Genomic DNA, 21,943 nt, shown 5'->3' with positions numbered 1-21,943 from the left:
ACCTTGACCAGAAAGATGATACATATGTCCTTTTGTCAACGTATGTCGAGCATATTGCTTATTGGTCTGGTTGTTGTGCTGACCATAACCAGCTGTAATAAAGACCATCTGGCCCCCAAATATCCAGCAGGTACCCATGAGAATATCAACACATGGATACTCGACAGTCTGAAGCGGTATTATTACTGGAGTGACCACCTGCCCTCCAGACCCGATATTTCTGTTGATCCTCAGACCTTCTTCATCACTCTTAAGAACAGCAATGACCGATTTTCCTATATGGTACTTCCCAATGATCCCAGCACTCATACTTCTAGCAGTAGAGGAAAGTACGGATTCGATTATGCCGTCATTTCCGAACAGGAAACCGGACTTGTGTTCGGGGTAGTGCGTTTTGTCCTCATCGATTCACCCGCTTCCCGAAACGGGCTGAAACGGGGCGATTACATCAGCAAGATCAATGGTCAAGAGATAACATCCGCCAATGCAGAGACATTGCAAGAGGAGTTAGTCAGGGCAAGCAGGTGCAGTGTCACCATTGCACAGAGACAAGGCAATATATTGACTGAGAAACGAACAATAGAAATAACTACAGGATTTGTCTTTCAACAGCCTGCCGTGGGCAAGATATTCCAAAAGGGATCTAAAAAGATCGGCTATGTCTATATCTATGATTTCAACGGAGGAACGGCCCGATCACTTCTTGACGATTTTGACTTGTTCAAAACACAGGGTATTACAGACCTTATTCTCGATCTGCGCTACAATCCTGGGGGGCAGGTTTCCGAAGCTGCCGGACTTTGTGGTCTCGTAAGCGGTCTGGCCTATGAGACTCCTTTCATTACCTATAAGGGCAATAAAAACGGCGGTACCAATATTGAGAGTATCGGTCGCACGACGACATTTGACGGTACGGTACAGTATAAAACAATATTACGGAACAGTTTGTACCTATCAAAAGTGTATGTGCTGTCCACTGCTTCCACAGCATCCGCATCTGAGGTTATCATCAACAATCTAAAGCCCTATATGGAAGTCGTGTTGATCGGGGAGAAGACGCGGGGAAAAGACGAGGCTTCCTTTGTCATCAATGACAGGCGCAGTCCTCGACAAGTCGAATGGGAAATGCACCCCATCATTTATAAGCTAGCGGATGCAAGGGGGAATGGGGGGTATAATGCTGGGATAGTCCCGGATTACATAGTCAACGAACTGTCCTTTCTCCCAATGCCGGAGATTGGCGACGAAAGCGACCCATTGATTGACCAGGCACTCCATATCATTTCGGGTAAAGCCACCAGTCCACAGCTTTTGGGAAGAACATCCCAAAACAGGAACATTCTTACACGAAAGGTAATTATCGATAGTCGGCGCAGGGATGCCGATAACAGCACCATCTTTACTAAGCCAAGATAATCACTCATTTAACTTAAATATTTTTTGCAATTAACTTTTCATTAACAATCGAGATATAACTTAGCCAAAGTTATCTTATACACAATATGTTATGGAGAGCCAGAATAATCAAACATTATTAGAATTACTACGTTCGGGAGACTGTAACGCTTTTGAAGAACTCTACCGTAGGGAACGTAATAAGGTAATGGGCTTTTCGTATAAGCTGTTGCGTTCACAGGAGGAAGCCAAGGAACTGACGCAGGAAGTGTTCGTTCAGCTTTGGGAGAAAAGAGAAAAGATCGATCCATCCAAGAATATTGATACCCTACTCTTTGTTATGGCTAAACATACTTTTTATGATATAAAGAAAAGAAATAAACATTTTCTTAAATTTAGAGAGCAGAAGGGAACAGAGGAACCACAGACTGATTCAACAGGGAATTATATAGACATGCAAAACTGTTTGGATATTTTGTACGGCGCAGTGGAAACCCTACCTCCAAAGACCAGACTGGTATATCGCCTGAGCCGTGAACAGGGCTATTCCCATAGAGAGATTTCTATAAACCTTGCTATTTCTCCCCATACGGTGAACAACCATATCACGATGTCGCTTAAACATATACGCCGTCATTTTAACTGGCTATCTCCCGATACGGTACTTTCGATCATAATGATATTGAACGTATTCTTTTTATAATCATTTCTTTTATTTGCGACCCTGCAGATAGCTATAAGCGGAATTATCTTTCCACTGACTATCAAATATTGTTTTTACACTTCAAAAAAACACCAGTATTATGTTCTCTTTCGATTTTTCTATATAGTAGACACGGTGATAGTAAGCGTGTAGTGCGGGAAAAATATCAGTAGATAAAATAGTTACGGTTATTTTAGAGAATAGCGCAGAGTATATCTGTGTTTTTTTTATTGTTGATAATCAGTTTTTTATAAATAAAAATAAACTTTGACTAGTTATATTGTCCGTTTCAATCTTTCTACATATAGAACACAGGAAATAACCCTGGTCATTAGATAAATATTAAGTGAAATATAAGAACGACGTAAGGAAAATTTTTGAACGTTACCTGGAAGGAAAGATAACAGTCGCCGAAGAACAACAACTGTTTCAATACATCCGTGATACAGATGCAGAAAACAGCGAATTGAACGAAATGATCGAGCAAGTCTGGAACTATCAGAAGTCGTCGCGCAATCAGACCGGTGAATCCGATACTGAGTTCGCGGCGATCATGGACAGGATTTCCGTCGACGTGAACAAGCCTAAAGCTCCTAAATCTGTAGGGATTCTAAAATATGCTGCATCTCTGGCTGTTATCTGTTCGGCGGTATGGATGCTGTTGCAATATAAGCACAAGTTGAACAATCAGCAGGAGATCGCGGTTGTTGAGATGGAAGGTAAGAGTACCGTTGAGGGCCAAAAAGTTAAGATTATACTGAAAGATAGTACGGTAGTGTATCTGGCCGGAGGAAGTAATCTACGGTGGCCTAAGACGTTTAGGAAAGGAAGTACGAGGGATGTATATCTGGAAGGTGAAGCATATTTTGAGGTAAAGAAAGATAGCCTGAGTCCGTTCGTGGTGCATAGCGGCAAATTACGCACACAAGTACTGGGCACATCTTTCAATATCTATGCTTATCCAAATGATAAGCAATCTACGGTATCTGTCCGCACTGGAAAGGTTCAGGTATCCGAAGTTGGCAATGAGCAGGCTTCAAGACAGCTATCTATGCTGACCGCAGGAATGAAAATTGTATATAGCACCGACGACGGAAAATATGCCATCATTCTGGACAATCCCACTGAAGATACTAATGCGTGGGTGGTCGACCGCTTTGTATTTGCAGATGCCAATCTAAGAGAGGTGATAGAAAAACTTGAGCGGTACTATAATGTGAAATTCAACTATAAATCCAATTGCCTGGATACAGAACATCTGTTCAATGCCACCTTTGAAAACATGAATATCAAAAAGGTATTGGAGCAGCTGAAGTTGATGAGCGGAGGAAATATTAATTATAAAATGGAAAATAACAAATCAATTACCTTATGGAGGAAGGACTGCAAATGATGTAATTCTACAACGACATGATACTAATGTATCTCCGGAACTATGAAAGAAATTATGTTTAAATAAGTATTAGGAAATAAAAAGCCAGCCTGTTGGAGCAGGATGGCCTGTTAAAAAAGAACTTTAATCCGTGAAAATTAAAAAACCTTTACAACCTATAAACATAGGAAATTATATCTATCTACAAGAATTTTTTTCAATATCTTGCAAAAGTAAGCTTTATGTGCTGTCCCTACTATTGGTACTTCTGTCCCAATCATTGTGTGCGAATGAAGCTATCTCTCAGATTTTGGATCGGCGTGTGTCTGTCCATATCCGTACATCCAATTTAACAGAGGGGCTGGCGGCATTGGGTAAACATGCCCAGTGCCAGATCAATTATGACCGTTCCATTTTTGCATCAAATGCTAAGATCAGTCTGGATGCCGACAACATCACTTTAGCAGATGCACTGCGGAGGATTCTTAATGGCAACCGCGTAGGTTTTAAAGAATCCGGTAATAATACGGTTATCTTATATCGTCTTCCAGCCCCAGAGAAACCAGGCCGTATTACAGGAAAGGTCGTAGACGATAAAGGAGAGCCTCTCGCTGGAGCTTCGATCCGAATCATTGGAACCGACCAAGCCATGCGGTCTGGTACGGACGGAGGGTACGGCTTATCGGTCAGACCAGGTACTTATGCTGTGGAGATTAGCTATATGTCTTTCCAGACCCAACGTATCACTGGGGTTGTAGTCAAAGAAAACGGTACTACACCGCTGACCATTGCCCTGAAGCCGGAAGCGAATACATTACAACAGGTAGTAGTGACTTCAAGCTATAAAAAAGCCAGTGTTTCTGGATTATTGGCCCAACAGAAAAATGCGGCTGGATTGACCAATGGTATTTCTGCTGAACAGATCGGTGCGACTCCAGACAAGAATATCGGCGAAAGCTTAAAGCGGATCTCCGGAGTATCTTCTATCGACAATAAGTTCGTATTGGTACGTGGTATCGGTGAACGATACAATGCTGCGACATTGGATGGAACCTTGTTGCCAAGCACAGAGGCACAGAACCGCTCTTTCTCGTTCGATATGATCCCGTCTAATCTGGTGGAAAGTGTGGTTGTCAACAAAACTGTCACCCCGGATATGAATGCTAGCTTTGGAGGCGGTCTGATTCAGATAAATACCAAGGACATCCCCAATGAAAATTTTACCAGCTTTACGGCAGGTATGTCTTATAACGACCAGAGTACAGGAAAAAATTTCATGAGCCATAAGCCGGGAAAATACGATTATCTTGGCTTTGATGATGGGCGTCGTGACTTTCCCAAAGATCTTTTCTCTGTATCAGGCATGGACATTACTGAACAAATTGATAAGGTTACTGAACAGAGTAAACGTTTTACCAATGACAATTTTACCGTTTACAAAAGGCCTGCGGATCCCTCACAGAACTATCAGTTTACAATTGGTCGCATCTTCACATTGGATACCACTTCTACGAGCGCTGACAAGTTCGGTTTTACAGGTTCTATAAGCTATCGCAACAATCAGATTATTAACTATATAGATGAGACCCGTAGAGGGAGCTGGGATGATTTTTCGAACAATACAGCTAGGGCATATGGTTTTAACACGACATGGGGCGGGCTATTGAACATGGGATTACAACTGGGCAAACATCGGTTTAGCTTTAGAAATACCTATACCCATATCTTTGATAATACACTCGTTCGAGGAATAGGCTACAACGATAACATGCCCAATATGCCTGCTCAAACTGGCATGCAAAAGCCTAATTTGATAGAAGAAGCAGACGATCCGACGTTTACCACCTTATTACAGAATAAACTGGCCGCACAGCACCAACTGGACAAAGTAAAACTGGAATGGGAATTCGCACGTACAGCGGTGGACAGAAAGGAGAAAGATATAGGCATAGCCCAACAAATATTACGGAAGCTCGGTTCAGAATACGAATATTTTTATAATTATGCAGGCATCAGCGAACCCCGTATCAAACCGACCTCCCGACAGGATTATGCTAACAGTGAAAAGCACTATTCCTGGAACATTGCCGGAACACTTCCATTCGATCTCGGCTCCGTTCGCAATACGGTCAAGCTTGGCTATTTCGGACTAAGAAAGAACGCCAAATTCGATTGGCGAATTGTATCGCTAGCAGCCGCTCCATTGGGGTCCATCAAGGATAGCCTTTTTTATTTACCTATCGGAGAAGCCATCAGACCAGAAAATATGGGTCCCGAAGGATTTCAGTTCCTGCCTTGGTATCTTGATTATTATGAAGGTAAAAGCCAGAATCATGCCGCTTATGTGATGTTGGATAACCGCTTGACCGAACAGTTGCGCCTAGTCTGGGGAATACGGGCAGAATACTATCACTATAAAGAGATAAACAATGCGACGAATGGTAAGAATGGCGAATTCGGGAGTCTGTTTGCTATTAAGCCGGATAAAACATGGCAATGGATGCCATCAGCAAGTTTGACCTATAGTCCCTTTTCATCGCTCAACCTTCGTGCGGCTTATTCCAGCAGTATGGTCCGTCCGGAGATGATGGACAATAGTCAATTCTTCCGCTACAGTGCCTATTATGGAGGGATGTATGGTAGCGATGGTCTTTACAGTACCCGTATTGACAGTTGGGATGTTAAAGCCGAATGGTTTCCGGCAATGGGGGAGATTATTTCCGTTGGAGGTTTTTACAAGAACTTTGATAAACCTGCTGAACTTAGCTATAGATTTTCCGTATCGGGCGATTATAATTATATCTTAAAAAGCTCAGACTGGGCCAAGGTATATGGTCTTGAATTCGAATTACGGAAATCGTTCGGGTTTATTTATGACACGGATATCATGAACAATCTCGTTGCCTACGGCAATCTGACCCTACAGAAATCAGAAGTCAAGGCTACATATTTGGTCGCCGATGAAAACAACCCCGAGGGAGGATTGGTTGAGGCTTCAATGAAACAAAACCGTTCCATGTATGGACAAATGCCAGTTATGACGAATGTAGGCATACAGTACACAGGACAACATTTTGGGATGAATGTAGTATATAATAAAACAGGGCTACGTACATTCATGGTCAGTGATTCACCTGATGCTATAGAATATGAACAACCCCGAGAGCAATTGGACGCACAGATAAGTTACCGTTTTTTTGGAAAACGATTAGAAGTAAAACTGAATGCCGGAAATATCTTAAATTCTGCGTCTACAATTTACCGCAATTTTGCGAGCTATGAGAGAAATCCAGACTATCAATTCAATGGTGATATCAGTGAGGCACAAAGACTGAAAGAAGGCTTTACGGATAAATATGAAGACGGAGATATGATTATGTTCAAACAACATTTTGGCAGGACCTTCAGCACCTCATTTACCTATACATTTTAAAAAATAGAAAACAAAGGGAAAAATAGTGCCATGATATACAAACAGGAATGTAAAACTATTAAATAGGAAGGAGGAGCTGCCGGGACATGCTTTCCGATTGCCAAGAAAAAAAAACGAAGGGCAGTTTTTCAAGTCAACCCCTCGTTTTATGTGATACCAGTTACGGCAGCCGGGCTAAACCCGAATAAGATAAAGTGATCTCAAAAAGAATTGCTCCACTTGTCGAGGATCAAGAGCAAAGTTAAGAAAAAAGGATTTATAATCCGTTGACCATTAAGTAGAAAATCATCAACACAGCATAAAACCTGTGAAAAATTAAATCTCAGCATAAAAGCTGCCAAATAACTATCAAAATGATAAAGAGAATATTTAATAATGTGATTTCATTCGGAAAGAAAGTAGCTAAGAACATACCCGTACTATTTATAGTTGGAGGAGTTGCAATGACATTTTCATTAGCTTCTTGTGATAAAAATGACGGTTCAGTCGATTCATTTGTCAATCGTAGTACAATCGCGGCCGATTATCCACAATCTTCGTTGCCTGTTGTAACGGTATCGGGAGATATTACGACAAATACAACATGGACTGCTGGCAATGTCTACGAGATTAGTGGTGTAGTGACCGTTCGTAACAATGCTACGTTAACTATTAGTCCAGGTACATTTATCAAAGCCTCTATAAATACTCCTGGTGCGCAAAACGGCGTTTTGGTTATTGCAAAAGACGGTAAAATCAATGCTGTAGGTGAAGAGTGTAACCCTATCGTATTTACAAGCCGTTATCTATTGGATGCGAATAATAATACCGTTGGCAAGTCGGGCGATTTTGGTGGCGTTATCATCTTAGGGAACGCTACAATCAATACGGCTTCAGGCACGGCTAATATCGAAGGTTTGCCATCTACTGATCCTCGTTATTCATTCGGTGGTTCAAACGATGCTGATGATAGAGGGGCATTCGAGTATGTACGTATTGAGTACGCAGGTTACCAGTTGGCTACCGATATTGAAGTAAACGGATTGACTATAGGAGGTGTAGGTAGTGAGACCGATATCAATAATGTTGAAGTTGCCTGGGGCTTGGATGACGGTTTTGAGTGGTTTGGTGGTACAGTAAGCTGTGCGAATCTATTATCTTATGCTAATGACGACGATCAGTTTGACTATGATTTGGGATACAGGGGTACATTATCAAATTCTGTAGCCATCGCTAATGACGCCTCTACCCATAGTGGTGGTGTAAACCCAGATTCCAATGGTGCAGAAATTGATAACAGTTCTATGAATCCGTGTGGAGCGACTCCACGAACTGAGGTTATATTTGACAATGTAAGGATCTGGGGTACTACATCAGGTAGTAATGCAAATCTGTATAAATATGGAGTTCGTATTCGCAGAGGAGCATCTTTGATAGCAACAGGATCGACAGTGACTGGATATAATACAGGTCTCTTTACAGATTCTCCCGCTCCGGTAGGATGTGATGAAGCGCTTGTTGATAACAGCAGAATTCATGGTTATGTATCCATTGGTAACTTTACGGATGATGGAGGTAATACAATGAGCACTTCGTCTCCAGCTCCTTGGTTTCCAGGTTCATTTGCCGCTTGTTGGGCAAAATTTGATTATTAATCACTTATTGTGCTGATTGTCAGATTTTATTAAAATTCCGGGGTACAGGTCGCAAGCTGTGTACCTCGGTTTTAAAGTTTTAACAAGATATTTAGATGAAAATATATACAAACTCTTTTTCTTTCTGCCTGCTGGCATTTTTCCTATTGGTATTCGGTTCCTGTAAAAAGGTAGAATTGCTTAACGTCGAAGAACCTCAGGTAATCAACCTTACAATTGAAGGAAGTACCACCAGTGATCTGGAATTTGTTTTCAAGGATAGCGTAGTGGCCAGTGTTAATGGAGATAATAATTCTAATTTTGAAAAGTATGTCTTACTCAATACAGCAGGCCTAGATAATCCAGCGATCTATATACGAGAGCCGGGTTCCAAAGACGTAATAGTTTCACGGCCTATCGGACTCCAAAATTTTAATCAGAGACTTTCAATTTATTATGACTCTGGAAAAATTTATAGTGGAAAAGTCAGTTATACGATAAAAGGGTATGTGATGTCTGGTGAACTCGAATTTGTTTTGGATGGACAATCTCTTTTTACAAGCAACTCTACTATCAACGAGACTATTTCTATTTTAGTTAATGAAAATGAACCCCGGAAATTAGAAGTTAGGAAGAAAGGGGAACAAACAGCCATTATCACGAATGAAATAGTTTCAGATATTGCTGAGCAGTCTTTAGGATTCTTTTTTGATGGGACAGAAATTGTAGACGGCATAGAAGTGGCACCGCCTACAAATGCTAAAAATATGGCAGTAACGGCACAATTTAAAACAAAGTACACAGACCCTAATTCAAACACCCTGTATTTTACGGGCGGGAATGTCGTAGATATTGTATTCTACACGAGAAAGAAAGGAACCGAAAACACGAATCGACTTACACCTGAAGATAAGGTTAATCCTGAAATACGGGTATCTATACCCACAGATGGTAGCTTTGTCAGCTTTGAATTGCCTAACTTGACTGATGAGAATCTGGAGTATTCCTTTGATTTTGTTGAAAAAGGAACGGATAACATGCCTTATGTTAGAGGAACAACGGCTTCTAATAGCTATCCGGAACTTCGGGCTAATCAGGGGAGGTATGGTAAAGGTATTGTACCTGAAGCCGGTAAATCCAAGTTGCTTTTAATTTCTGATGGTTTTAAGAGTGTTACATCCCCTACGCCGCGACATCGAATCCCTATACCGGCGATCACAGATCTGTCCGAATACTTCCAATAGGGAATACAAAAAGAAGCGATTTGAGAGGGAGCGTCTGGATTATATTGTTTTCGAATTCATTCGAATTCGTTCGACCGCTTCTGTTCGCTTCCAGAGCAGTAAAAAATCAAAAAAGGCACAAAGATATTTGTGCCTTTTTGTAAACCCACGATCCCCAATTCTTACTCCACTTCAAAAATAGCCTGAATTTCGACTACCGAGTTGACAGGCAATGAATATGCCCCGAATGTTCCTCTGGCATGTTTACCTTTTTCGCCAAACACTTCTACAGCAAGGTCAGAAGCAGCGTTCATCAACCTTGCGTGATTTACATAATTACGTTCTGTATTAAAAATTCCAGTAAGTTGTACGCAGCGTTTCACACGGTTTAAATCGCCCCCCACAGCTTCTTTCAAAACAGATAGGACGTTGAGCATCGCCTGTGCGGTTGCTTCTTCTGCCTGTTGATCGGTAATATCTGTTCCCACCTTACCGGCATGGAGGATTTTACCTTCTTTCAAGGCTACCTGATTAATGAAAACAAGATTACCTGAACGTACATAAGGCAAATAGTTTCCTACTGGAGCAGGTGCATCTGGCAGGATTATTTTTTTTTCTATAAGTGTTAAATTTACGTCTTGTTTTTTTTCGATCACCGCTATTTCATTTTTCGAGAATGTGCCTTTAAGAGCCAGCGCTACTTGTACAAAGTTCTTACCTTGTAATTCTGCAAGATAACGTTCGCTGTCGCTGGGTCTTTCTATGGTTTTGTGTGATGCAAGGCTTGTGGTTCCCAAAACAGTATTTCCCTGTGGAGCGGTTTTATCTATATTTTCATAGCCACGAATACCATTGGGTACCAAGATCATTCCGTGTACTGCCAAGCTATTGAGAAACGATTGCATCGCCAGTTCTTTTCCTGCTCCGCTCCCTGCCGACATAAATACCATTGCCGGCATTCCTTCTAATGCGTGGTTCGTCCATAAATCAACAGTCTTTGCCAAAAAGTCACTCATTCCTGTACTTATATTTCCAAAGTAAACAGGAGATCCCCAAGCTATACCGTCGTAGGTCGGCAATTCTTCTACCGTTGCAACGGGAATATCTTTCAGTTTGGGATTATCTGATTGTCTTACCTGCTTTATTATCGCCTGCGCACCAGCTCCGCTTTCTATTCCTTTTTTTACTTCTTTGGCCAATTCATAAGTACCACCATTGTCCGAATGTAGGAGTATCAATATTTTTGTTCTATTTAGCTGCGCCGTAGCTGTAAATGTTGCCACCGATAAAATGATAGCTGTTATAATTCCGCTTACCTGTTTCATGTATCTTATATAAATTTTCAGACAACAAAATTAACCGTATCGTTTTTATTAACTTTGCCAAAAACAACATGCAGAACGACATGCGAAAATGTGGTCTTATCGAGAAGGACATCGGACAGTATATTGATACCACCTCCGCTGAGGCGTATGTTTGGTATGAAGAGAACTGGAAACACGACGACTATGGTCATACGCACCAAAGGTTTCAATTAACGTATGTAGCAGAGGGCTATCAGTATTTCCACATCGAACAAAAAATATATCTTGTTCCGCAAAACCATGCTATATGGATACCGGCCGGCATCGAACACCGGACCAGTTCGGAAGCGAAGACGGTCAATCTGATGCTCGTGCTGTTTCAATCTGTCCCAAAACAGGAGTTTTATTGGCACGTGCATATTTTTCCCGTTCCTACGGTATTAAAGGAAATGCTTTTATACGCTTCGAAGTGGAACAAGGTGGTAACAGAAGAAGAAGAGCGATATGTCTTTTTAAACGCTATCCTCTATGGTCTGCCTAGTTTCTGCAGAGAAAATATCGGATTGCAGATACCCATTCCTGTGGATAGCCGTTTAATCCCAATATGCAACTACATAAATGAAAATTACCGATATAGTTTTGATATCGATATGCTTGCCTCCGATGCGGGAATGTCAGTGCGTACCCTGCAACGGCTATTTAAACGCGAAACAGGCATAACTGTACAGAAATATACGCAGCTAATACGTATATTGAAAAGTATCGAGCTCATTGACACCAAACGATACACCCTTAGCGAAATTTCCTTTAAAGTCGGTTATCAAAGCCTTTCAGCATTCAGTTCCTCCTATTTTTCGATAATGAAAGAAAGACCCAAAGTAAATAAATAATTTATTATCTTTCTGCCAATCCACTTTTCATCCTTTTTCGTCATTTTCTTTATGCGTGTTTCTCGAATCGAATGGAAACTCTCTACTATTGAACAATAGAGTTTCCATAGCCTCTCTTTCCAAAGATGGGCTAAAAATAATTATAGTTTGGGTGATGGATGATAACCTAGCTCGGCCATCTAGTAGGTGGTTGCATGTAGTCATATATTTATGTAAGTTTGTATCGTATTAGATAATTTCGAGCACTATATTTTCGCTTTCCTATGTTTTGGCTCCTTGGATAGGCTTTTACAACTTTATTTTTAAATAAGACAGATCTATAAAGTCGATAAATTAGAGCTGACTGTCCGCCAACGAGCAGGAGGTAGCGTATGCCGTAGATAACTTTATTTGGATGGAAAACACAACCCTACTTAACTTTACTGAACTACCTACAACTACCATTTACCAACAAACATTTGATTTTATTAAAAGTCTAGGACTTACCGAGTCCGTCACACATATCGTGGCTTCCGTTGCGCTGCTTGTCATAGCCTTTCTCCTATTGGGCATTGTAGACTATATTACCCGATATGCCTTCAATAATCTGGTGACCCGGTTGGTCAAAAAGACCAGTTCCCACTGGGACGACCTGCTTATGTACAATAGAGTACATGTTTTTCTGAGTCGGCTTATTCTCGTTATCCTTGCACAGCAGATTTTCCCTTTTATATTTGTCAGTTTTCCCGTATTTACTTCACTGCTTGTCAAGTTTCTAGGAGTACTTTTGGTCGCGTCCGTCTATATGCTCCTGAATAGTCTGTTAAAGACCTGTAGAGATATTCTGAGAGAAGTCACAGCTTTTAAGGACAAGCCGGTAGACAGTTACCTACAGGTCACACAGATATTTCTTCTTTTCGTAGCTGGCACGCTCATCGTGTCCTTGTTGACAGGCAGTTCGCCCTGGTCGTTTTTGGTATCGTTAGGAGCAGCTTCAGCCATATTGATGCTGGTCTTTAAAGACACCATTTTAGGGTTTGTCGCAAGTATACAAGTATCGGCCAATGACTCTGTCCGTGTAGGCGATTGGATTGAAATGTCTAAATATGGTGTAGATGGTGACGTGTTGCAGATCAATCTGAATAATGTACGGATACAGAATTGGGATAAGACCATTGTAACTATACCGACGCACACCCTACTCAGTGATTCGTTCAAAAATTATCGGGGCATGCAGGAAACTGGGGGCAGACGTATTAAAAGACCCATACCTATCAAGATTTCCTCGATCCGTTACCTTACAGAAGAAGAAATAACGCAATTGAAAAAGATCGCATTATTAAAGCCCTTTATCGAGAGCCGGGAGCAGGAGATTGCGGTCTTCAATGCTCAGGCCGATATCGATAGCTCCATGTTGGTCAATGGTAGGCGGATGACCAATATTGGATTGTTTCGCGCCTATGTGATAGCCTATGCTCGCAATAATCCCAATATACACCAAGATATGACTCTTTTAGTCAGGCAGCTGTCTCCAACCGAGCATGGTCTACCGCTAGAGCTTTACATGTTTACAAAAGGTACACAATGGGATTTTTTTGAGAATACCATGGCAGACATCTTCGATCATCTGTTTGCAGCCATCAAATACTTTGACTTGGAGGTTTTCGAACTACCCGCTTCAGACGACCTTCGGAAGGTTATTGATAGCGTTTCCATGGGCAGAGGTGTTTCTGTTGAAGAGATCGAAAAGCTTTAGATGAAACCTATGATATGTAAAAGATCTACTTAGCTGCTATTTCTTCTCCCCGAATTATAATTGCATTCCTGCTATCAATGTTCTTTTTAGATGTTGTCAATAGGGTTATTAACCCTATCTCGACATTATCTTTATTGGTGGTCAGTTTGTCAACGATTATGGTCAAAAGGTCATTTTCATCTATAAAATAACTTTCTTGATCCGAATTTATAATATCTGTGTTAAGCATGAATACTACAGGTGTCTCTTTAAAACTTGTGTATTTATATTTCAGTTCCGATAAGGAAATCAATTTAGGTGAATAACCCGCTTTCGTCTTTATATGAATTTGACCGTTGTATGTTTGATTTCCAATTAGGATATCTCCTTTGGTTATATCTATACTTTCTATGTGTTCTGACTTAATATGGCCGAGAAGCCTTACAAACTGACCATTTATAAAGTAAACAGGTTGCTGTCTTTGTTTCTCCTTGTCAACTATAATCACTTTTAAAGAAGTGTCTCTACTTGGCGTGATTTTAACAGAGGTACACCTGGCTTGACTCCTGTCTTTCACAGTCTGAGCAAACAAATTTGTAGAAGTAAACACGAGTACAATCAGAATGAGGTTTTTCATAATTATTATAATATTGATATACCTAATATAAGGATAATTATAAGTTTTTACAAGACTTAATTCGCTGTTTTCTTAAGGATTACCGTTTTTATTTCCGCACCGGCATAATATTAAGTTGTAGTTTTGCATCTTAAACCACCTCAACTTTAAAAAAGACGCATCGAAAATACAGTACCTACAAAACTTCCTTATAGGTACAGTCTATAATAATAGTTTTGGGTCCATCAGATGTCAATATTTTTAGAGAGGTAATGAACGATAATCCATTCTCAGGTTGGATAAGTATCAGATTTGGAAAATTTAAAGTAGTGTTGTGGTTTCCCAGCCTATTAGTAGCAAGGAAAACATCACCTTTTATCTTAACTATATAGGGGTTTTCTACTGGATAATATATAACCTTTGTACCTTTAGTATAGTTAGATGGTATACTCCCTATTCCTCCCTTGTCAAATTCTGGTTCTTGCCAAATAATATTCATTCGTTCTTTCTTCCCATCTAAAAATAGGACGCTATTTTTTAAGGAAGGGATCTCATCTATACTAAAAAAATTGAATTTGTTTTGCTTACGGTATTGTAAACTATTAAAATTAGGTCTCCAAAGTTTACAATCGTATCCCCCAATAAGTTGTAGATTAGTGTTGTTTGATTTTTATTATATTGACTGTAAGTTTTTCTATATCAGTCTTCCAAAATCTAGTCCTATTTGCAGAAGCTATCTACATTGATTGTCAGCTAGATCCCAAATTTCATCACAAATTTAGTTGTAACATTTTCTTTTACATCCTCGATATAATAACAAGATAACATACGATGGATGATTGGTTTTGTCTTCTGAAAGCGTCTGGTTTCAGCGTTTTCATCATGAAATATCCGCGTAGCATAACTGTGCAAACACCTATGACCGCGAAACAGCATGCCGGCCATTTGAAATAAAGAGTAAGTCTACAATAACCGAGCCTGAGAACTCATTTTTTTTTGTATCCTGTTGGATTATAGTTGTATAAATATTATATTTAACTATTCATATTTAATATTTCCGCACCCAGCGGTTCACAATTGGTTAGATATAGCCCTTGCAGTCTGCGAGGGCTATTATGTGTATCGCGTCTTTTCTTTCATTATTTATAACCGCTGCTATTTTCCCACTTTTTTAATTCCATTAAAGGCGAAGACAATTATTTTATCCCTTGTATTGATGTTGACTTTATCCACATTGATTCTTATTCCTAAATTAATTAACTGGGCGTAAGAGTAGGGCCGACTGAAACACGAACGAGATAGAAAAGATTCACGTGGGCTGTGTATGTTAGACCCATCTTTACTTACGGAGGCAATCCGTTCGTCGACCGAAGACCAATCAAACAACGAGAGGCTGAGGGCCTCTCCATACTGTAATAGCTGCAACTGTCTGTCTACTAATTAATATCGGATTCCCTTTTTTTATGTACTTGATAGTGGCTGTAGTTTCTAGTTAAAAATAGCGAATTTTATAGACAGTCAAATTATCACCTACACCAACTATTTTTTCCTATCTTCAATATTTGTATATTCCCTTTGAGAGGTCAGTATTGATGTTTACTAAAAAAGGAGTTATCGCAAAGGTATAAGGGGCACTCTTAGCCTTTATTTTATAACTTAGGATCATTAAAATAATAAAATGAAAATCAAAAAGACAGCCACTTTGGCACTATGTATTTTATTGAGCGGATGTATAGGAGGTCAAAAAGAAAGTCAAATAGATACACCGGTAAAAGAATCTTCTATTGAACCATCTTTTAAGATCGATACCAGAGGAGTAAAGCAAAAGTATTCCCCTGGAGAAGAGATAAATCTGCAGATTACAACAGGAATGGACCTCTCCATTGATTCCGTACGCTATTGGATCAATGATCTGGAAATTAAAAAGTCAATAGGTAATACCTTGGTGACGCATAAATTTACATCTGAACCATTTGGTTTGCAGTCTTTTAAAGCTTGTGTGTACAATGAGGATGGTGTCGCTGAAACCACTTTATCGGTAAATTTATTACCAAAGAATCCGCCAAAAAACCTGAAATATCAAATTGTAAGTACGTATCCGCACGATATTAGAGCCTACACCCAGGGATTAGAGTTTATTGGTGATCAGCTCATGGAAAGTACTGGAAACGGTCTTGGAGAAAGCGGTAAGAAAGGTCGGTCCAGTATTAGGATTGTAAACCCCAAGACCGGAATACCCACCAATATTGTCGAGTTGAATGATGAAATCTTTGGAGAAGGAGCTACCATCCTTAATGGTAACATTTACCAGTTGACCTATAAACACAATTTAGCTTATGTTTATGATGCAAAGACGTTGAAGCAAATTAAAACACTTCCTTACTTCCAACCGATGGAAGGCTGGGGCTTGACAAATGATGGAAAGTATCTTTATATGTCTGATGGTTCGGAAAAGATTTACTTACTCGAGCCCAGTACTTTTTCTAAAGTCAACTATATCAACGTAGCTAGTGATCAGGAACTGGTCTCAGGAACCAATGAAATGGAGTGGGTAAAAGGAAAGATATATGCAAATTTCTATATGGAAAATGTAGTGGGAGTTATTAATCCTCAAGATGGTACTCTAGAGTCCATACTCGATCTGTCAGATCTTAGAGGCCGAGTGTCTCCCCATATCGATTTAGATGTGCTAAATGGAATAGCCTTTGACAGTAGAAACGGTACTTTCTTTGTAACAGGCAAAAATTGGGACAAAATGTTTGAGATAAAAATCGTTGAAGATTAACTTCTCCAGTTAAAAAATTCCAACACTATTTTTGCATGTTGCCCTCTTCAAAATATGCGATCGTTTCTTGTATAGTTCTTTCCGTTTGGATTATATCCATAAGGATTAATTTAGCTGTGGCCTTTACATTTTTATCCGTTGTATTGAAATTTGAATACATGAAATTCATCAAAAAATCACTTTTGTTATTCAAAGTCTCTTTCAATTCTTCGATATTAGAAAGTAGCGTTATTTTTCTGTAATCGATCAGATCTATTTTTGTATTAGCGATAGACTTCCAGGCATTTATTCTAATCTGAGGAATATGTACCCCATCTGATTTTATTATAATATCCTGAAAGCTGATATTTTCATTGTCGGCATACCGATTCAGCGAGTCAATTAAGGCCTGCTGTTTAGGTATCTTGTTCGCAACTTCCTCCTTAGATTCCTTAAGCTCGCTATCTATCGTTGAAAACACTTGTTGAATATAAGCTTTATCCTTTCGTTGAGAATTCCAGTTGTCAATAAAAAGTGCTATAAGAATTCCCGCAATAACTGGGATGATCTCCTTGATGAATTGAATAGCATAACTTTTAATTTTTGGTTTCATTTTACTTCAATCTTTTATAATGTTGCGATTGGTTCGGGTAATATTACTTTGTATTATATACATTGCAAATATATGTATATTCCTCATTCGACAAGCAACAGCTTTTGACTTCTTAGATCTATTCAACATATTTCCATACCTTTAAAGCGTATTGTGAGCTAGTAAATACGAATCAACTGAATATGAAGACCTATCTTTTGTCTATTTTTTATGCGGTGTTAATTGCTATTGGTTTTGGTGAGCGAGTATATGCTCAAAAAGCTTGGGTTGGACGGACGACTGGCGATTTGCCCTATATTGAGTATAGCGATGGTATGGTAAGGTTGGGAGCCGATAAAATGACTTTTATAGATATAGGCGTACGTGTAGTGGTACTCGATTCGGTGGAGAATAGATATAAGATCAAGTTATCAAAAAACTGGGAGGCCTATATTCCTAAGCGTTTTGTAACTCGTGGACATCAATTGTCAGACAGCCTTATTTCTGCTGATGTCTTGAGCGGCTCTTGGCATTTGTCGGCAAAAGATAACTACGATATATTGACCATAAGTTTACCTGATCGACTACCGTACCGAAGTTTTCAGTTTGAAGAACCCAATAAGATTATCGTTGATGTATTTGGAGCGACTTCAAATACGACATGGATCACTCAGTTGAGAAAAGCCCGCATAGTAAAAAATGTATACCCCGAGCAACTGGAGAAAGATGTTTACCGTATACATATCGACCTCGAAGGAAAGCAAAATTGGGGCTATTCCATAAATTATGACAATAAGTCTTTGCGCATATCGGTAAAGCATGCTCCAGCAAAAAAAGGAATCAAAAACCTCTTTATAGCTATTGATCCAGGGCATGGTGGGAATGCAAAGGGGGCAGTCAGCCTAAATGGTACAGAAGAGAAGATCTACACGCTGAAATTTGCTAAGGAGCTACAAACACTCTTACGCAAAAAGGGTGTGAAAAATGTTTATTTGACGCGTACCGAAGATATTGATGTAGCGACTACAGATCGTGTACTGAAGCTTAGAGCAGTAAAACCAGATTTGCTAATTAGCCTGCATCTGAATGCCTCATCCCGAACAGCGGTAAAGGGCGTCAGTACTTACTACCATCATAACGGCAGTAGGCAGGTCTCGAAATATATATTGGATGAAATGCTGGATTTGGGATTGAATGAATATGGTCTGATCGGCAATTTCAACTTCCTATTAAACTCGCCTACGGAATATCCCAACAGTTTGGTAGAAATTGCTTTTTTAAGTAATCCGGAGGATGAGCAAAGGATACTGAACGAAAAGTTTCATAAACAAACGGCAGGTAAGATTTATAAAGGAATAGTAAGGTGGTTAAAAAAAGTGCAATAGTTTTACCTTACTTTCTTGATTAATGTTGCCATCAACATCGCGCAGAGCAGCTCTGCGGGAGATAATCAAAATACCCAAATAGTAAATAATAGTCTGATAGTAAATTGATGTAGAGGTGCAAATAGCTATGTTTAGACGTACTACTTAACTTTTTTTTAAAAAAGCTTACTTCGTATAGAGATGTCCATAAATTTGACAATTGCCAAAAGATAGTTGAATTTTACATAATTGCAGCTGGAAAAGCAGTGATGAAAATCATTGAAAAGTATGGGGGAAATCATCATATTTAAATTTTTATAGATTTAACTTTAATGTACCGGCTTGTAAATAAGTTTTTTAGCGGTAGCATAAGGCTTTTATTTTAAAGGCCGTTTTCACTTTAAATCGAAAACGAATAGTACACAATGGCCTCGATTAAAGCAATTTGAAAAGAAAAAATATCGATTGGAACAACGTACTTTGAAAACAAATCTAGTTCATAACCACCAATGATACATCTCGGAGTTTGATTGACATATCAAATAAATATCGATACCCCAGATGCATAGCAGCTTAATAAGAAAATGGAAACTATTTTTATAAAATCTCTGGGTGGCGCTGGTACAGTTACCGGCTCCAAGCATCTATTGAAAACCTCAGAATTAACTATATTAGTTGATTGTGGCTTATTTCAAGGGGTTAAAACCTTACGCGAGCAAAACTGGCAATCAATAGGTATCCTTATGGAAGAAAAAATCGATCTGGTGATTCTTACCCATGCTCACCTTGATCATTGTGGTTATATCCCTCTACTTGTGAAGAAAGGATTTAAAGGTAAGATTTATATGACAGGCCCTACAAAAGAATTGACAGAATTAATCTTACTTGATAGTGCGAAATTACAGGAAGAAGATGCCAGAAAGGCAAATCACCATCATTATACCAAACATAATCCTGCTAAGCCACTGTATACGATAAATGACGCCGAACGATCGTTTAAACAGTTTTTTACTGTTCGCGAAAATACTAATATAAAATTAAGCGATCATATTCAATGTCGGTTTAAATCTTGCGGTCATATCATTGGCGCTTGTTCAGTAGAAATTACGTGCTTTGACAAAACTATTGTCTTTTCAGGAGATATCGGACGGAATCACAGTGCAATTCTCCCACCTCCCGATTTTTTCACCAAAGCGGATATTCTGGTTATGGAGTCTACATATGGAGATAGGTTACATGACAACACCAACTTGTACGATAATTTGCAACATTGGATCAATCTTACCGTTAAAAAGCATGGAAATATAATTATTCCTAGCTTTGCTGTTGGAAGAGCTCAAGAACTGATATATATTCTCCACCAGCTAAAGGAGCAAGGCAAAATTCCGCAAGATATTCCAATAATCATAGATAGCCCAATGGCTGCTTCTGCGACAGATATTATGTTAAAATATGCCGATTATACTACTGTCGACAAAAGAAAATGGTTAGAGATTATCGAGAATATCGATATCAACAGAGATTATGTAAATACCCAACAAATTGTTCATGATAAAAAAAGTAAGATCATAATTGCAGGAAGTGGTATGTTAAGTGGCGGGCGTGTGCTTGAATATCTAAAACACGATATAGGGGATAACCGCAATACGGTGTTGATTGTCGGATTTCAAGCAGAAGGTACACGTGGAAGAGCTTTGTTAAATAAGTCTCATGAGTTAAAAATCCATGGGGCTTATTATCCTGTAAAAGCCAATGTTGTAGAATTGACTGGATTGTCTGCACACGCTGACCAGTCAGAGCTAATAGAATGGATAAGAAAATATAAAAATCCACCTCAGCAAGTAATGCTTGTACATGGAGAGCCATCTGCATTAGAAGCACTCCGCGTAAAGATCCAGACAGATCTGAAAATACCAGTTAAAATTCTAATAAAAGATGAGCAAGTTTCTTGCGGATAATTAGAACTTATGCATCACAATATCTTCACCATTACGTTAAATCCTGCTGTGGATAAGAGCAGCACAGTGAGTCAAATACAGCCTGAAAAGAAACTAAGATGTTCGTCTCCGAACTACGATCCCGGGGGTGGTGGTATCAATGTTGCTCGAGGGCTTGTACGTTTGGGACTGCAGTCGACAGCTTTTTTCCCCTCTGGAGGAAGGACGGGTGCACACCTCGAATCATTGCTGCTAAAAGAAGGGGTTGACATCATGCCTTTCAGCATCGTGAACGATACCCGGGAAAACTTTGTGGTGCTTGACACCTCCAACAACCAACAGTTTCGCTTTGGTATGCCAGGTGCGATATTGGCTTCTGACGAACTAACACAGATTTCAGACAGCATTAATTCACTATCTCCTTTCCCCAAACTGGTGGTAATTAGTGGTAGCCTACCGCCTGAAGTAAATCCCGGCTTTTTGCGACATCTTGTGAAAACCATAAAGTCGAAATCTGCACGGGTGATTGTTGACACTTCCGGAGCCGCTCTTAGGGAGGTGGTGTCAGAGGGGGTCTTTCTCTTGAAGCCCAACCTTGGTGAATTAAGTACACTTACAGGTGTTGAAGCTCTCGATAATAAATCCACTGAAGAAGCCGCTAAACAACTCATCATTGCTGGCAAAGCAGAAGTAATCGTGGTTTCGATGGGCCCTCAAGGCGCCATTTTGGTTACATGCGACAACAGTCTACATATCCACGCACCGACCGTAAAAAAGCTCAGTACTGTAGGAGCAGGAGATAGTATGGTGGCAGGCATGGTCTCTATACTCGCTAAAGGAGGGTCGTTGGAGAATATGGTTCGGATGGGAGTTGCCTGCGGTACAGCCGCCACTATGAAATCCGGTACCACGTTGTTTAATAAGCAAGACGCCGACCGGTTGTACGAGTGGTTGAGGGAAGCTGTTTCTTCCTGAAAACGTATACAAGAGAAAACCTGGGAATGGACGAAAATCTTCTAAGTT

At 39.8% G+C, this 21,943-nt stretch carries 17 protein-coding genes; 12 read left to right on the top strand and 5 right to left on the bottom strand.

Going from position 1 to position 21,943, the window contains the following annotated elements; all coding sequences use genetic code 11:
• The first annotated feature begins 42 nt into the window (after window positions 1-42).
• From G7B20_RS08465 to G7B20_RS08440, 6 genes are all read left to right on the top strand, one after another.
• On the top strand, window positions 43-1,416 hold the full coding sequence (locus G7B20_RS08465; protein ID WP_164110237.1) for a S41 family peptidase: 1,374 nt from the start codon (window positions 43-45) through the stop codon (window positions 1,414-1,416).
• Window positions 1,417-1,507: 91 nt separating this feature from the next.
• Window positions 1,508-2,098 (top strand): RNA polymerase sigma factor, encoded by a 591-nt coding sequence (locus G7B20_RS08460; RefSeq protein WP_164110235.1) that lies wholly within the window; start codon window positions 1,508-1,510, stop codon window positions 2,096-2,098.
• 346 nt (window positions 2,099-2,444) lie between these two features.
• Window positions 2,445-3,491 (top strand): FecR family protein, encoded by a 1,047-nt coding sequence (locus G7B20_RS08455; RefSeq protein ID WP_164110233.1) that lies wholly within the window; start codon window positions 2,445-2,447, stop codon window positions 3,489-3,491.
• Window positions 3,492-3,621: 130 nt separating this feature from the next.
• Window positions 3,622-6,903 carry a TonB-dependent receptor gene (locus G7B20_RS08450; protein WP_164110231.1) on the top strand — a complete coding sequence of 1,094 codons (3,282 nt, stop codon included), beginning with the start codon at window positions 3,622-3,624 and terminating at the stop codon, window positions 6,901-6,903.
• Window positions 6,904-7,256: 353 nt separating this feature from the next.
• Window positions 7,257-8,537: a hypothetical protein gene (locus G7B20_RS08445; protein WP_164110229.1), complete on the top strand. Its 1,281-nt coding sequence runs from the start codon at window positions 7,257-7,259 to the stop codon at window positions 8,535-8,537.
• A gap of 95 nt (window positions 8,538-8,632) precedes the next feature.
• Window positions 8,633-9,760, top strand: coding sequence for a hypothetical protein (locus G7B20_RS08440; RefSeq protein WP_164110227.1), 1,128 nt, complete (start codon window positions 8,633-8,635; stop codon window positions 9,758-9,760).
• 161 nt (window positions 9,761-9,921) lie between these two features.
• Here the strand turns inward: G7B20_RS08440 and G7B20_RS08435 are convergent, their stop codons facing one another.
• The gene (locus G7B20_RS08435; protein WP_164110225.1) at window positions 9,922-11,064 is read right to left on the bottom strand and encodes an Atu1372/SO_1960 family protein; all 1,143 of its coding nucleotides are present in this window, start codon (window positions 11,062-11,064) and stop codon (window positions 9,922-9,924) included.
• A 68-nt stretch (window positions 11,065-11,132) separates the two neighbouring features.
• Between G7B20_RS08435 and G7B20_RS08430 the strand changes: the two genes are divergently transcribed.
• Together G7B20_RS08430 and G7B20_RS08425 are read left to right on the top strand one after the other, a co-directional pair.
• A complete protein-coding gene (locus G7B20_RS08430; protein ID WP_164110223.1) occupies window positions 11,133-11,933 on the top strand; it encodes a helix-turn-helix domain-containing protein in 801 nt (266 codons plus the stop codon).
• A gap of 394 nt (window positions 11,934-12,327) precedes the next feature.
• Window positions 12,328-13,668 carry a mechanosensitive ion channel family protein gene (locus tag G7B20_RS08425; RefSeq protein WP_164110221.1) on the top strand — a complete coding sequence of 447 codons (1,341 nt, stop codon included), beginning with the start codon at window positions 12,328-12,330 and terminating at the stop codon, window positions 13,666-13,668.
• A 25-nt stretch (window positions 13,669-13,693) separates the two neighbouring features.
• On the opposite strand, the gene G7B20_RS08420 is transcribed toward G7B20_RS08425, so the two are convergent.
• The 3 genes from G7B20_RS08420 to G7B20_RS08410 all read right to left on the bottom strand — a co-directional run bounded on the left by G7B20_RS08420 (window position 13,694) and on the right by G7B20_RS08410 (window position 15,688).
• Complete coding sequence (locus G7B20_RS08420; RefSeq protein ID WP_164110219.1) at window positions 13,694-14,284, bottom strand: hypothetical protein; 591 nt, start codon at window positions 14,282-14,284, stop codon at window positions 13,694-13,696.
• A gap of 175 nt (window positions 14,285-14,459) precedes the next feature.
• Window positions 14,460-14,762, bottom strand: a complete 303-nt coding sequence (locus G7B20_RS08415; protein ID WP_164110217.1) for a hypothetical protein — start codon at window positions 14,760-14,762, stop codon at window positions 14,460-14,462.
• A gap of 656 nt (window positions 14,763-15,418) precedes the next feature.
• On the bottom strand, window positions 15,419-15,688 hold the full coding sequence (locus G7B20_RS08410) for a hypothetical protein (RefSeq protein ID WP_164110215.1): 270 nt from the start codon (window positions 15,686-15,688) through the stop codon (window positions 15,419-15,421).
• A 253-nt stretch (window positions 15,689-15,941) separates the two neighbouring features.
• Here G7B20_RS08410 and G7B20_RS08405 point away from each other — a divergent pair, with 253 nt between their 5' ends.
• Window positions 15,942-17,048: a glutaminyl-peptide cyclotransferase gene (locus tag G7B20_RS08405; protein ID WP_205600197.1), complete on the top strand. Its 1,107-nt coding sequence runs from the start codon at window positions 15,942-15,944 to the stop codon at window positions 17,046-17,048.
• 25 nt (window positions 17,049-17,073) lie between these two features.
• On the opposite strand, the gene G7B20_RS08400 is transcribed toward G7B20_RS08405, so the two are convergent.
• Window positions 17,074-17,640 (bottom strand): hypothetical protein, encoded by a 567-nt coding sequence (locus G7B20_RS08400; protein ID WP_164110213.1) that lies wholly within the window; start codon window positions 17,638-17,640, stop codon window positions 17,074-17,076.
• Between the two features lie 182 nt (window positions 17,641-17,822).
• Between G7B20_RS08400 and G7B20_RS08395 the strand changes: the two genes are divergently transcribed.
• From G7B20_RS08395 to G7B20_RS08385, 3 genes are all read left to right on the top strand, one after another.
• Window positions 17,823-19,004 carry an N-acetylmuramoyl-L-alanine amidase gene (locus G7B20_RS08395; RefSeq protein WP_164110211.1) on the top strand — a complete coding sequence of 394 codons (1,182 nt, stop codon included), beginning with the start codon at window positions 17,823-17,825 and terminating at the stop codon, window positions 19,002-19,004.
• A gap of 563 nt (window positions 19,005-19,567) precedes the next feature.
• Window positions 19,568-20,941 (top strand): MBL fold metallo-hydrolase RNA specificity domain-containing protein, encoded by a 1,374-nt coding sequence (locus G7B20_RS08390; protein ID WP_164110209.1) that lies wholly within the window; start codon window positions 19,568-19,570, stop codon window positions 20,939-20,941.
• A gap of 9 nt (window positions 20,942-20,950) precedes the next feature.
• The gene (locus G7B20_RS08385) at window positions 20,951-21,895 is read left to right on the top strand and encodes a 1-phosphofructokinase family hexose kinase (protein WP_164110207.1); all 945 of its coding nucleotides are present in this window, start codon (window positions 20,951-20,953) and stop codon (window positions 21,893-21,895) included.
• Window positions 21,896-21,943 lie beyond the last annotated feature (48 nt).

Source organism: Sphingobacterium sp. xlx-96 (genome assembly GCF_011007365.1).
Taxonomy (GTDB): Bacteria; Bacteroidota; Bacteroidia; order Sphingobacteriales; family Sphingobacteriaceae; genus Sphingobacterium; species Sphingobacterium luzhongxinii.
This window is presented reverse-complemented; position numbering and strand designations above follow the sequence as displayed.

Bases quoted from the DNA above. Each gene is read 5' to 3' on its own strand.
- G7B20_RS08425 (WP_164110221.1), top strand. From the start codon at position 12,328: ATGGAAAACACAACCCTACTTAACTTTACTGAACTACCTACAACTACC.
- G7B20_RS08385 (WP_164110207.1), top strand. From the start codon at position 20,951: ATGCATCACAATATCTTCACCATTACGTTAAATCCTGCTGTGGATAAG.
- G7B20_RS08460 (WP_164110235.1), top strand. From the start codon at position 1,508: ATGGAGAGCCAGAATAATCAAACATTATTAGAATTACTACGTTCGGGA.
- G7B20_RS08420 (WP_164110219.1), bottom strand. From the start codon at position 14,284: ATGAAAAACCTCATTCTGATTGTACTCGTGTTTACTTCTACAAATTTG.
- G7B20_RS08435 (WP_164110225.1), bottom strand. From the start codon at position 11,064: ATGAAACAGGTAAGCGGAATTATAACAGCTATCATTTTATCGGTGGCA.
- G7B20_RS08445 (WP_164110229.1), top strand. From the start codon at position 7,257: ATGATAAAGAGAATATTTAATAATGTGATTTCATTCGGAAAGAAAGTA.
- G7B20_RS08465 (WP_164110237.1), top strand. From the start codon at position 43: ATGTCGAGCATATTGCTTATTGGTCTGGTTGTTGTGCTGACCATAACC.
- G7B20_RS08440 (WP_164110227.1), top strand. From the start codon at position 8,633: ATGAAAATATATACAAACTCTTTTTCTTTCTGCCTGCTGGCATTTTTC.
- G7B20_RS08390 (WP_164110209.1), top strand. From the start codon at position 19,568: ATGGAAACTATTTTTATAAAATCTCTGGGTGGCGCTGGTACAGTTACC.
- G7B20_RS08400 (WP_164110213.1), bottom strand. From the start codon at position 17,640: ATGAAACCAAAAATTAAAAGTTATGCTATTCAATTCATCAAGGAGATC.
- G7B20_RS08415 (WP_164110217.1), bottom strand. From the start codon at position 14,762: ATGAATATTATTTGGCAAGAACCAGAATTTGACAAGGGAGGAATAGGG.
- G7B20_RS08405 (WP_205600197.1), top strand. From the start codon at position 15,942: ATGAAAATCAAAAAGACAGCCACTTTGGCACTATGTATTTTATTGAGC.
- G7B20_RS08395 (WP_164110211.1), top strand. From the start codon at position 17,823: ATGAAGACCTATCTTTTGTCTATTTTTTATGCGGTGTTAATTGCTATT.
- G7B20_RS08430 (WP_164110223.1), top strand. From the start codon at position 11,133: ATGCAGAACGACATGCGAAAATGTGGTCTTATCGAGAAGGACATCGGA.